The sequence below is a fragment of the Haloarcula marina genome (assembly GCF_024218775.1).
GTDB lineage: Archaea > Halobacteriota > Halobacteria > Halobacteriales > Haloarculaceae > Haloarcula > Haloarcula marina.
In genome coordinates, this window is the sequence record NZ_CP100405.1 from 70,004 (window position 1) to 82,883 (window position 12,880).

A 12,880-nucleotide genomic window follows, 5' to 3' on the forward strand; every position below is an offset into this window, starting at 1 on the left:
CCCCCGTTTATTTGTGTCCCCTGACGCGTCGGTCTTACGAAATCGAGACGAGCATCGCGCCGACGACGATTGTGACGGCCGCTGCGATCAGTCGTGGCGTGATCCGTTCGAGATGACGGGGGAGAAACACAGCTGAGAGGACCAAGACGAACAGCGGGCCGGACTGGAGCAAGGGCATGACAATTGAAACGGGTGCCACCGCCAGCGCGGCGAAGTAGAGTCCGACCCCAGCGGTGTTCGCCAGTCCCGCACCGACGTGGTAGACCAGACCGGGCTGGTGGAGGACAGCGGTCACCCGTTCGTTGCTCACGAGCCACCGATAGGTAGCGAAACCGACGAGACCTGCCACAGCCTTCACTCCAAACCCCGTGAGAACAGACGTTCCCTCGTTGTACCCATAGTTTACGAAGATGGGTTCGAGTGCGATGAAGATGGCCGCTAAAAGGGGGAGCGAAAGGGCAACACCTGCGTCCCGGACTGAGAGAATAGATTCGTCGTTGGCGGACGTCTCCCACGAGAGGACAGCCACGCCGACGACGACGAGGATAATGCCGGAAAAGTGTCTCGCCGAGACTGATTCGTCCAAGACGATGACAGCAAGCACTGTCGCGAAGAGGACATTCGCGGCCACAATCGGCGAGGTTCGACTCGCGCCGATCTTCTGAATGCTCTGAAACTCGAGGACACGGGCCAGCAGCGAACCGACGATTCCTGCGGCGACGAATGAAAAAACAGACACTGTCGTGACCCGCACCGGAGTAAGGGCGAGTCCGAGCGGTAGCACGACCACGACGTTACAAACCAGCGAGACCAGCATCACGTCCGATACTGACCCGTCGGTCGTCCCGACGCGAACGAACAGATACTGTGACGCGAACGCTATGGCGGCCGCTGTCGCCAGCCCCGCGCCGAGGAACGACCCCCACTCAATCATTAACCATCTCTGCTCGAACTGAGGTGAAAATCTCTCCGGTTCTCAGCAGTGTCACAGGGACACATCTCCTAGCGAAGATTCGCGCCACGTGGACTGACTCAGATACGTCACATCACAACACTTTTTACACTCTTTTGAGATTATTATTTGGGACATTCACATGCAAGAGCTTGATATAGCTTTCATCGGTACCGGAGCAGATCCAGAAACGCAAGACAACGAGGGATTCGCGATGGCGTATCGGCACGGCTCAGCGTACGACCGACTCGACAACTGCACTCCCGTGGGCGCAGCGGACATCGTCCTGGAGAATGCGGCCGCGTTCGCCGACTACTTCGGAATCCCGGACGACGGCGTCTATGAGGACTATGAGGCTATGCTGGAGGAGAGACAGCCGGACGTAGTGAGCATCTGCACGCCGCCACACACACACGCAGATATCGTCGTCGACTGTACTGAGGTCGATTCGGTCCAAGCGATTCACTGCGAGAAACCGATAGCGCGGAGCTGGGCGGACTGCGAGCGGATGGTCCAGGCAGCCGACGACGCAGGCGTTAACCTCACATTCAACCATCAGCGCCGATTCGGGAAACCCTACCGTGAGGCCAAAGCCCTACTCGACGACGGAGAGATCGGCGAACTCGTACGCCTCGAGATGGCAGCACCCAACATATACGATTACGGCTCGCACTCCGTCGACCTGTGTAACTACTTCAACGGCGAAGGGTCGGCCGAGTGGGTCATCGGTCAGCTCGATTACAGCACGGAAGACAAGTGGTTTGGCGTCCACAACGAGAATCAGACGCTCGCTTCGTGGGAGTACGAGAACGGCGTCGAGGCGCTCGCATCGACGGGTGACCTCGGTGGTAACCTCGTCAATTGCCACAACCGACTGGTCGGCACCGACGGGGTAATCGAAATCGGGTACGGCTTCCCGAACGGGACAGTCGGTGAAGAAGTGCTGCGCATCAAGCGCGACGGAGACGGCGAGTGGGAGTCGATCGACACCGACGACGAGGGACTCCACGGACTCGATTCGGCGGAGTACGGGCGACTGTATATCGACCGCGCCATCGAAGACATCGTCACTGCACTCGTGGAGGGCAACACCTCCGAACTCAACGCGCAGAACGCCCTCGACGCGACGGAGATTATCTTCGCCGTCTGGGAGTCTTCGCGCGTACACGGTCGCATCGACCTCCCGCTCGACATCGAGGACAACCCCCTCGACGCGATGATCGAATCCGGCGAACTAACCCCCGAACCAGCGGACGACTGACTATGCCGTCCCTCTCAGTTTGTATCGAGATGGTGTTCGCTGACCGTCCTCTCGAAGAGCGAATCGAGCGCGCCGCGGCAGCCGGGGCCGATGCCGTCGAGTTCTGGGGCTGGCAGGACAAGGACCTCGACGCAATCACCGAGGTGTGTGCTGACGCGGATGTCGAGCTAGCGGCGATGCTCGGTGCCGACGCGCCACTGACCGATCCTGCCAGCACAGATGACGCGGTCCACGACCTGGAGCGTTCGATAGAGGTGGCCGCCGAGTTCGGGTGCCCGAACCTCATCGTCACCGTCGGACCGGAACAGGCTGCCATCGACCGCGATGCGCAACACGACGCGATCGTCACAGCACTCTCACGTGTCGCGCCGATGGCCGAAGACGCGGGTATCACGCTCGGTGTCGAACCGCTCAACACGGCCGTCGATCATCCGGAGTATTACCTAACGTCCACCGCCGAAGGCCGTGAGATCGTTCGGGCGGTCGACAGCCCTGCCGTCGGGCTGCTGTTCGACGTGTACCATCAGCAGATTACCGAAGGAGACGTGACCAGGAGCCTGACCGACGCAGTCGACGACTTGACGTACGTGCACGTCGCCGACAATCCTGGTCGCAACGAACCCGGAACGGGCGAACTCAACTACGAAACGATTCTGTCGGCGCTGGCCGAAACTGGCTACGACGGGTACGTTGGCTGTGAGTTCTCGCCAGTCGGCGACGATTCAGAAGCAGTCGAACGCTGTCGGGACCTCCTGCCCGACTGAACGCGGCCAGCGTTACTGCTCGACTCGGATCGCTATCTCGTGGGCAGGCCCTTCGACGACTGCGAGGTCTCGGCCGGGCACAGTCTCTTCGCCCAGGATGATGGTTCCACTTCCAGGGTCGACCGACACGTCCTCCTCGCGGAAGTTCGTAACCCACGTGTGGCCGTCGCGCTCGGTGAGACGAACGTTCTCGGGCAACTGCTCGGAGACCGGGAGTCCGGCCCGTTCGAGCAGCGCGACCACGAGAGCGTCCGCGAGCGCCGACTCGGGCCAGACGCCAACGTAGGCGACGTGGCCCTCGCCGTGTTCGTTGCGAACGATCGCCGATTCGCTGGCACCGACGCCCGATTCGTGCTGGCCGACGACCGTCGCGCCCTCCGGCTGTATCCATTCTCCCCACGTCCGGTAGTCGTACGTGTCGCCGTCGTAGCGCACGCGGGTATCGAGCCCCGGTGCGAGGCTCTCGTGTTGCTCGATCCGAGCGCCGAGCGCGTCCGACAGCGGTCCGGGGGCCAGTTCGTCGCGGAACCGGTCATACTCGTTTTTCGTCGCCGTCCGAACGGTCAACAGGAGTTCGCCACCGTCGGCGGCGTAGTCGGCCAGTCGACCGGCGAGGTCGTCGTCGACGACGTGCAGCGAGGGCGTGACGATCGCGCTGTACGTGTCGAAGTCGGCCGCCGTCGAGACGACGTCGACGGTCACGCCGCGGGCGCGAAGGGCGCGGTAGTAGGCCCGAATGTGTGCCCAGTAGTCGAAGTCGGGCGTGTGGCGCTCGTTGTGCAGCGCCCACATGCTGTCGTAATCGATGAGGAGCGCCACGTCACCGCTCGTCGCGTCCAGGTCGGGCAGTTCGTCGAAATCTGCGGCCGCCTCGGTGGCCTCGACGACGCCGCGGTCGGGCGAACCGTCGTAGTTGTTGAGCGCACCCCAGTACTGTTCTTGTCCGAACGTGCACCGTCGCCAACGGAAATACGAGACGGTGTCAGCGCCGTGGGCCACGGCCTGGTGAGCCCAGAGTCGCATCATCCCGTCGGCGGGTTCCGCAGAGTACGGGTATGCGCGGATGTCGCCGGACTGATTCTCCATGACCCAGAACGCACCGTCGCTGGCACCTCGGTAGAGAGCGTGGTTCATGCCGGTCAGATCCGGGTCGCCGACCCGCTGGATCGACGCACCCGCATCGCTGTCGGGGTCGGGCGTGTCGGGCGCTTCCTGGCCGTGCAGTGTCGGGTAGGAGTCCCACGCCGCGAAGTCGAGGTCCTCGGTCACGTCGAAGGCGTCCAGCGGTTCGAAATCGCCCATGAAGTTGTGCGTGACGAACCAACTGTCGTCCGCGTCCCGGAGGATGTCGACGTGCAGGCGGTTGTACTCGACGACGCTGTCCGAGGAGAAGCGCTGGTACTCGAGCATCCGACTCGGGTGTTGCTGCTCGTTCGCCGGTGTCCGTCCCGGGAGGTCGACTTCCGCGAAGGAGTTGTACTCCTGACTCCAGAAGGCGTTGCCCCACTCGTCGTTGAGTTCGTCGATGTCGTCGTAGCGCTCGCGCAGCCACGACCGGAAGGCGGTCGTACAGTTCTCGCAGTAGCAACGCACCGTCTCGTGACAGCCGAACTCGTTGTCTGTTTGCCAGCCAGCGACGTGTTCGTTGCCCGCGAACCGGTCGACCATCCGCTCGATGATCCGGCGACTCTCACGCCGGTAGATCGGTGAGTTGTAACAGTAGTGACGGCGGCTCCCAAATTCGAGTGGCGTCCCGTCGTCTTCCACTCGACGGACGCTCGGGTATTCGTCGATGAGCCACTTCGGCGGCGTCGCCGTCGGGGTACACAGCACTGCTTTCATCCCGTGGTCGCCGACGAGTTCGACTGCTTCGGCCAGCCACTCGAAATCGTACGTCCCGGGTTCCGGTTCCATGCGGTTCCACGCGAACTCGGCCATTCGCACGTACTCGATACCTGCGTCGGCCATCCGCTCGACGTCCGTTTCCCAGCGGTCACGCGGCCAATGCTCTGGAAAGTAACACACTCCTGTATGCATGATAGTCACACCAACTCACGGGGTTTTAATAAATTCGTATGGTGGCTTCTTACCCACGATCGACCGGGACTCCATGCATCGTCTCGATATCACTCGCCAGTGTTCTCGCGTAACCGTGTCGGTAGCCATCGTCCGAGACCATCGATTATTTGTATGTGGAACGTTCACTAAATGCGTATGTCTGTAAATCTCGACAATCAACGGAACGTCGGAATTCTGGTCGCGTTGGTCGCTGGGACAATCGCTGTCATTGCCTTCGGAATCATGTGGCTACAAGGTCAGGGAACGAACCTACTCGAAGAGGTCGGGTTCGCTATGTTCGTTCTCGTTCTCGCGTTGATACTCTACGACAAATTTCTGGTGATGTAATTAACTGTTCCGAAGCCATTATTACCCGGACGCCCCTGTAGATAGACATCCTCTCTTTCAATACTCATGACGACTAACGAAATGTACTCCGGATGGCAGGATATCCCGTCGGCAGAGACCCGCTCGATGATCCGTGACGCCTCCAGGCAGATGGGGGACCTCGTCCGAAGCACCCTCGGGCCACTGGGGATGGACAAGATGGTGGTCCGTCGGATGGAAGACGATCGAATCCGTGGGTTTGTCAGTAACGATGGGGTCGCGATCATCGAGGAATTCGAAGGGGAAACGAATCATCCAATCGCACAGCATTTCATTCGAGTCGCGGAAGACCAGGAAGACGACTACGGCGACGGGACCACGACGATGGTGCTTCTGGCGTCGGAGTTCCTGTCTACGGCGATGGACCTCGCCGACCAGGGCGTCCACCCGAACGACATCATCGAGGGGTTCTCAATCGCCGCACAGCGGACCCTGGAACGCTGGGACGAGATGGCGATCGACCTGCGGGCCACTGAGGGCACCCTGGATCACGAGAAACTCGAAGCGATAGCTCTTACCGGGATGACGAACGGACGAACAGGTTCGTGGCCGCTTGGAGACTTCGCCGAGACGCTCGTCGACGGTGTGTTGCGTGTCTCCGATCCAGCGACTGGTGGTGTTCGATTAGACCACGCTGAGACTATCGCCGTTCCGGGGGGTAATGTCACCGACTCGGAGCTCGTCGAGGGCGTCATGCTTCCCAAAGAACTCGTCGTTGCCGAGCATTTGCTACCAACGACCGGGTCGGTCTTGTTGATCGAGGGCAACCTCCAGTCTCGGAGCCTGTCTGCGAACGTCAGCATCAATGTGGAAAACAACGACGACGCACGTCGAACCGCGGGAGGGTTCAACGATAGCGAAGCTATCGCGGCGACTATCGGGCTCACGGACACCGTCGCGGTCGTCGTCAGTGGCGACGTTGATATGGCAATCGCCAAAGAACTCGCTCGTCACGGTGCCGTCGTCATGCGTAACGTCAAGGACAGCGACTTCGAATATATCGCAAAGGCCACGGGTGCGACTGCCCGCGGACCCATCACGCCAAATAGCAAAATCGACCCCGAGATGTTGGGGGCCGCGACTGTTCGGTTCCGAGACACGGGGCGAGACGACGATTGGGTCGCCTTCGAACCGCCGGCACACGTCGGTGCCCCCGCGGTAACGCTGCTTGTCCGTGGTGGTACCCAGACGACGGCAGAAGAAGCCCAGCGCCGAATCAAAGATGGGAAGAACGCGCTCCGGGCTTCCATCAAGAACCCGAAGGCCCTCCCGGCAGGTGGGGCCGCAGACATGGCGGCGGCCGTGGATATCAGGTCGTTCGCAAACCGCTTCGATGGTCGCGAACAACTCGCCATCGACGCGTACGCGGATGTGCTCGAATCGGTTCCCAGAACGCTAGCTCGGAACGCAGCGCTAGATCCGATCACAACGGTCGCCGACCTTCGGACACGACACCACGCGGGCTTCGAGCGTGCTGCTATCTCGAAGAATGGCGTGCTAGTCGACGACGTGACCGCCGACGGTGGCGGTCTCGAAGCGTTCCAAGTCCGAGCCTCAGGACTGATCCGTGCCGTGGAGTTCGCCAACAAAATCACTCGTATCGATAGCGTTCTCCTCGACGGGCGTCCACCGTCGGCAGAGCGTGTCCTCGACGAACCGAGAGTCAAACCAGGTGAGGTTCCCGAATAGTTGTCAATAGCACTGCGACCATACGAACTCTATCCGTTCGCTGATTTTAGACTAGTTGCGTTCCGATAACTGCGAGCAATGTCACCGGGAGTACCGAGATGACGCTCTGTTTCCGGTTGATATCGTACAGTTCGCTAATGATCGGGAGCAACAGGAAGCCGACCACGATCCACGTCGCCGACAGCAACAGGTCCACAATCCGCATCTGCGGAGAGTTGGCGACCACTCGGTGTGTCTCGATAACATCGGCCGTGGGCTCAACACCGGCGACAACTGCTTCTGGAGCTGGGATTGTAAGCGCCAGGAACCACGAAATAACAAGCACGGGTACGAATAGGACGGACAGATACCCACCCGCCTTGAATACGGTCGAATCCATGTTGGTCTTGTCTGAGAAGAATCCCGCTATCGACCCGGCAACGCCAAAATAAAGGAACCACGTGAACCCGACGATAAATACCCCGAACAAGAGATTGATTCCGAGTGCAAGCTGCCACCCAGTGAAAATGTACCCCTGCGACATCGCAAACGGTTCGGTCAGATGCTCGAAAATCCCTCTTGTGAAACCGTAGAGTAGCAACCCGACAATCGGTGGGAGCCAGCCGTACCGCTTCATCGTGCCGACTAGATCCTGCATACTTCGAGCATTCGCTAACTCCCGAACGAGCTGCCTGTAACTCTGCTCTGGGACACCCACGCCGATTGCCTCGTTGTGTGGCTCCGCAGTGCGATCCATCTGAGGATCGTATCCAGTGTTAGAATCGTCAGAATCCATTATTACCGAACAATGGTGCTCGGGACTTATAACCTGTCGTCTGCAACCGTTCGAAAGAGGTCTGGCAGCTCAGTCGTCTGCCTCTGCGATAGACTCAGTCGAGGCGTCGGCTACCGTCGGATTTTCCATCCCGACGTTCTCGCCGGTCTGGGGATCGAACACGTGCATGTGTTCGGTGTCGAACGTGAGGTGGACCGGCGTATCGTTTCGCTCGTACTCGATCGGGATGGAATTCGGTTCGATGAAGGCTTTGTGTTCCTCTTCGTCGCTCTGTTCGTCTTCCCCGATCTCGACTGAGTCAGAGACCACTTTCTCGACGTCCTCGCTGTCCTCAAGCTCGAAGTAAAGCAAGTCGTTGCTACCGAGTGGTTCGATGATGTCGACCTGTGCAGGGACGCTTTCCTCAGTCGGTTCCGTGTGTACTGTGATGTGTTCTGGCCGGATACCCAACAGGAGCTGCGTTTCATCGGTTTGTTCGCTGATCGTGTTGGCCCGTTGTTCGCTAATCTTTACGTCTATGTCACCGACAAACTTCGCACCATCGGCCGTCTGTTCGAGCTCAGAGACGAACATGTTCATCGACGGGCTGCCGATGAACTGTGCGACGAACGCGTTCTGTGGCTCGTTGTAGACCTCACGGGGCGTCCCAACTTGCTGGAGCTCGCCGTGGTTGAGGATCGCGATTCGGTCGCTCATCGTCATCGCCTCCTCCTGGTCGTGAGTGACGTAGATAGCTGTTGTCTCTAGCTCGTGCTGTAGACGCTGCAGTTCTGTCCGCATGTGTTTTCGCAGTTTCGCGTCGAGGTTCGAGAGAGGCTCGTCGAAGAGGAACACCGCGGGTTCTCGGACGATTGCACGTCCTGTCGCCACACGCTGGCGTTGTCCACCCGAGAGGTGTTTCGGTTTGTCGTCAAGTAGGTCCTCGATGCCCATTAGCTCTGCCGCCTCTCGGACTCGCTTGTTGATTTCCTCCTTGGGAAGATCCGTCGATCGTTTGAGACCGAAGGCCATGTTCTCTTGTACCTTCAAGTGAGGGTACAGTGCATAGTTCTGGAACACCATCGCAATGTCGCGGTCACGCGGCGGGAGGCGATTCACGATGGTCCCTCCGATGTCGATCTCTCCGCTCGTGATCTCTTCGAGGCCAGCGACCATCCGCAACAGCGTTGATTTTCCTGACCCGCTCGGCCCCACGAGCGTCAAGAACTCACCATCCTCAATTTCTAGATTGAAATCTTCAACGGCGATAGTTTTTCCATTGTATATCTTCGTCACTTCACTGAACAGAATCTGACTCATTATTGGTGAGATATGTTAGTCCATCCATTTATTACTTTGGGTTGAGGTGCCAGGAATGTCGGTCGGACTGAAAATCCAGGCTTCCTCTATTTAATTCAATACAATTTATTTACGGGACTCTCAGGTCTTGACAGCACCCTCTGCGAGCCCGTTGATAATGTACTTCTGCAGGAAGAGCAGGATGAAGAACATCGGCAGGGTCGCTCCAAGCGCGCCAGCCATCATCAGGTCCCACTGCAGGGAGTACTGGCCAACCCAGGAGCCCAACCCCGGTGGAATAGTCGTTTTCCCAGTGTCGTTTATCAGGATGAGTGCCATGACGAATTCGTTCCACGCAAAGATCCACGCGAAGATAGCGGTCGTCGCGATGGCTGGGGTGGACAGCGGAATGACAACACGGACAACCGCACCCACGCGCGTGCTCCCGTCAATCATTGCCGCCTCTTCCAGCGACGCCGGGAGATTCTCGTAGAAGCCACGCAACATCCAGATAGAGAACGGAAGGACGAACGCGACGTACGCTATCGTAAGCCCCAGCAGGCTGTTGAACAGACCGATGTTTCGGAAGATGAGGAACAGCGGGACTGCCACCAGAATGAGCGGAAACATCTGGGTTATCAACAGAAACGTCGCCACCGTCTTCCGCCCTCTGAAGTTCATCCTACCGATACTGTACGCGCCGAACGTACAGACCACGATTGCCAGGGCCGTCGAAGCTAACGTGACGATAACACTGTTCTTGAACCACGTCGGGAAACTGGTGTCGTACAACACAGTTCTGTAAGCGTCGAGACTCACGCCCGCGAGCCACTCTCCGGGGTTCGTCAGGAACGTATCGAACGCTGTTTGATTCAGTGAGACGATGATCATCCAGAACACCGGCAGGAGGACGACAAAGATCAGAGACCACAGCAGTGAGTGGAATCCGATTTTCTTCCCCCATTTAACCGTCTCTTGAGACAGTTCGAGGCCGAACACTTCCGTCTTGTTTGGGTTTTGACTAGCCATATTACTTCCCTCCAACTTCTTCTTGGTACAGTCGCAGATACACCATCCCGTATCCGAGCATGATGAGGAGCATCACGACTGAGATGGCCGCAGCGATACCGAAGTCGTTCTGGAGGAACGCCTGTCGGTAGATGTACACGGGTAACACCATCGAGGTGTTACCAGGACCACCGCTGGTCATGACGTATATCAACGTGAAGTGGTTCAGCGTCCACAGACTCATCAGCAACGTCGTAATGACGCCGATAGGCTGGATGAACGGGAGTGTTATGTGGCGAAATAGGTCGAGCCGAGTCGAGCCGTCGACACGTGCTGCTTCGAAGAGATCGGACGGAATACCCTTCATCGCTGCGAGGAAGGTAATCATGAAGAACGGGAAGTTACGCCAGACGTACGCCATCGTTATCGAGAATAGCGCGTACCGTGACCGGCCGAGCCATTCGATCCCTTCGAGCCCGAACAGTCGTAAGAGTCCGTTGAGCATCCCCAGTTCGTAATTGAACAGAAGCGTCCAGTTCAATGCCACAGCGATGAAGGGGATCGTCCACGGCAACAACAGGAGCGTCGTCGCAATCGACCGTCCCGTGAATTCACGGTTGAGGAGCACGGCAAAGAATAGCCCTATTGCCGCCATCATGACAACGCTTGCAAAGGACCAGACGAACGTGTTCTTCATCACGACCCAGAAATCTGGCAACGAGAACACTTCGACGTAGTTCTGCAACCCAACGAATACGTCCGGCTGAAGACCGCCGTATTCGTAGAAGCTCAGCGCGATGCCGCGGAGAATCGGAACTACGCTGATGAGTGCTAGTGCTGAGAGCGCCGGGAGGAGAAACAGCCATCCCCACAGACTCTCTTTTCCGAGCCAATATCGGTATTCTCTGGGAATTGTGAGTCCTCCGACTGTGGTATTAGCCTTTGCCATAGTCTTTGATGGATATGTGTGCTGGGGTATTTTATTTGTTTGGGTATTCCTGCCACTATTTGTTTCGGGCAGCGTTACCACCGATAATGCGAAGTCGCGAAAAAGTACCGCTACTCGCTCGACGGGTTACTCGTAGGGGTTGTAGATCTGCGGGACACCGTCGCCCGTAATCCACTTCTGAACCGAGTCCGGTGCGTCGTCGAGGGACGGCCCGCTGGTTTTCTCTTCGACAGTGAAGTCGAAGTAGTCTGCGTCGTTGATCTGCGAGCGTGCGTTGTTAGCCATCCCCCGCAGCGCAGACTTCGGATCCTGATCTGCACCGATCATCCCGGAGATCGCAGTCGAGTAGCCGGAACTGGCCCCCTCGAAGGAACCGAGGAACGGTGCGGCTTGCTTCGCACTACTGACACCGTACCGAACAGCGTTGGGGGCTTGTTCGAGACGGGTCTCGAGCCACGAATCCGGGACCTCTGTCGGATTATCGGTGAATAGCTCCATCTCTTCCTGTCCGGTTCGAACCGGGAGGAAGTTCGGTGCGGAGACCGGGAAGTACGCGTTCAGCTGTTCCGGCTGCGTCATGTAGTCGATGAAGTCGTCGCCCACCTCGTTGCCTGGGTCGTGGTTCGTGACGTTCGAGTTGAACGCCGCCAGGCAGCTCCCGCCCATGAAGGAGTGGCTCTCGCCATTGGGGCCGGCAGGCATCGGTGCCAGTTCGGTCGCTTCAGCGAGTTCCGAGTTCTCCTCGTTAACCCCTTCTTGGGGGTCAATGAGACTGCGTGCAAGGTCAGATGGCTGGTAATTGATCGCGCAGCGACCGGATCGGAATATCTCCTCGCTCGCCGTGTTGTCGAGGCCGCCCCATCCGCCGGGTGCGATGTCCCACTGCTCCCGGAGGCTCAACGTCCACAGGTGGGCAAACAGGGAGGCAGCGCCGTCGATATCGACGTTCCACGTCCCGTCGTCATTCACGCTATAGTAGCCACCGTCTGATTGGGCGGTGAATGCGGTTACGTTCTGCCCCGTTGTGAAGTCCTGTGCACCAGGAGTCGTGAATCCAGATGCATCCGTGTTCTCAGTGACGGCTTGTCCAGCCTCGATCAGTTCTTCCCACGTTTCTGGGATGCTCGACACACCGGCATCGTCCAAGAGGTTCATGTTCACGTGATTCGTTCGAAGTTCCATGAACCACGGGATGCCCCAGAACTCATCATCGAACTTACCCCAGTTTCCGACGGTTTCGTACCAGTCGTCGTACTCGTTGAACACTTCGGTGTTCGGGCGCGCCGCTCCTCGGTTCCCGAAGTCGACCGCGTGCTCACAGGCCATCTCAGAGACGTTCGGCATCGACCGTCCCTCAAGTGATGCGCTCCACTCCTGAAACACTTGGTCCCACACGACGACTTCAGTTGAGACGTTTACGTTCGCGTCGGCCGCGTCCTCGAACCCCTTTGCGGCACTCCTGATGGCCTCTGTTTCGGCGGGGATGTACCCGCGCATCGTCCACCAGAGGAAATCCTGTTCGGACGTTCCGTCCGAGCCGCCGTCGCTCCCATCACTGCTGCCACCGTCGCCACCGTCGCCCGAACAACCTGCGAGGCCGCCGGCGGCTGCGAGCCCACCGACAGCTGCTGCGGTCTGCATGAAGTTTCGACGCGAGTACTCGTCGTCTTTGTCTGTTCGTTCATTTGTTCCTGCTGCAGCTTCATCAGGAACTGATTCACTATTTTCTTTCGCCGACATAGTTTCTCTGTTGTAGACA

Annotated in this window: 10 protein-coding genes; 3 read left to right on the top strand and 7 right to left on the bottom strand. The window is 58.6% G+C overall.

The genetic code is table 11. The features are described from left to right. Window positions 1–34 precede the first annotated feature (34 nt). A complete protein-coding gene (locus tag NJQ44_RS17940; protein WP_254274582.1) occupies window positions 35–934 on the bottom strand; it encodes a DMT family transporter in 900 nt (299 codons plus the stop codon). 160 nt (window positions 935–1,094) lie between these two features. Between NJQ44_RS17940 and NJQ44_RS17945 the strand changes: the two genes are divergently transcribed. Next, window positions 1,095–2,213: a Gfo/Idh/MocA family protein gene (locus NJQ44_RS17945; protein ID WP_254274583.1), complete on the top strand. Its 1,119-nt coding sequence runs from the start codon at window positions 1,095–1,097 to the stop codon at window positions 2,211–2,213. A 2-nt stretch (window positions 2,214–2,215) separates the two neighbouring features. After that, a complete protein-coding gene (locus NJQ44_RS17950) occupies window positions 2,216–2,977 on the top strand; it encodes a hydroxypyruvate isomerase family protein (RefSeq protein ID WP_254274584.1) in 762 nt (253 codons plus the stop codon). Window positions 2,978–2,989: 12 nt separating this feature from the next. Here the strand turns inward: NJQ44_RS17950 and NJQ44_RS17955 are convergent, their stop codons facing one another. After that, the gene (locus tag NJQ44_RS17955) at window positions 2,990–5,014 is read right to left on the bottom strand and encodes a beta-galactosidase (protein WP_254274585.1); all 2,025 of its coding nucleotides are present in this window, start codon (window positions 5,012–5,014) and stop codon (window positions 2,990–2,992) included. A 435-nt stretch (window positions 5,015–5,449) separates the two neighbouring features. Here NJQ44_RS17955 and NJQ44_RS17960 point away from each other — a divergent pair, with 435 nt between their 5' ends. After that, window positions 5,450–7,111 (top strand): TCP-1/cpn60 chaperonin family protein, encoded by a 1,662-nt coding sequence (locus tag NJQ44_RS17960; protein WP_254274586.1) that lies wholly within the window; start codon window positions 5,450–5,452, stop codon window positions 7,109–7,111. Window positions 7,112–7,157: 46 nt separating this feature from the next. Here the strand turns inward: NJQ44_RS17960 and NJQ44_RS17965 are convergent, their stop codons facing one another. The 5 genes from NJQ44_RS17965 to NJQ44_RS17985 form a co-directional block, all read right to left on the bottom strand. Continuing rightward, the gene (locus NJQ44_RS17965) at window positions 7,158–7,886 is read right to left on the bottom strand and encodes a hypothetical protein (RefSeq protein ID WP_254274587.1); all 729 of its coding nucleotides are present in this window, start codon (window positions 7,884–7,886) and stop codon (window positions 7,158–7,160) included. 69 nt (window positions 7,887–7,955) lie between these two features. Then, window positions 7,956–9,185 (bottom strand): ABC transporter ATP-binding protein, encoded by a 1,230-nt coding sequence (locus tag NJQ44_RS17970; RefSeq protein WP_254274588.1) that lies wholly within the window; start codon window positions 9,183–9,185, stop codon window positions 7,956–7,958. Window positions 9,186–9,305: 120 nt separating this feature from the next. Next, the gene (locus tag NJQ44_RS17975) at window positions 9,306–10,193 is read right to left on the bottom strand and encodes a carbohydrate ABC transporter permease (RefSeq protein WP_254274589.1); all 888 of its coding nucleotides are present in this window, start codon (window positions 10,191–10,193) and stop codon (window positions 9,306–9,308) included. A 1-nt stretch (window position 10,194) separates the two neighbouring features. Further along, window positions 10,195–11,121, bottom strand: a complete 927-nt coding sequence (locus NJQ44_RS17980; RefSeq protein WP_254274590.1) for a carbohydrate ABC transporter permease — start codon at window positions 11,119–11,121, stop codon at window positions 10,195–10,197. Window positions 11,122–11,247: 126 nt separating this feature from the next. Beyond that, the gene (locus tag NJQ44_RS17985) at window positions 11,248–12,861 is read right to left on the bottom strand and encodes an ABC transporter substrate-binding protein (RefSeq protein WP_254274591.1); all 1,614 of its coding nucleotides are present in this window, start codon (window positions 12,859–12,861) and stop codon (window positions 11,248–11,250) included. Window positions 12,862–12,880 lie beyond the last annotated feature (19 nt).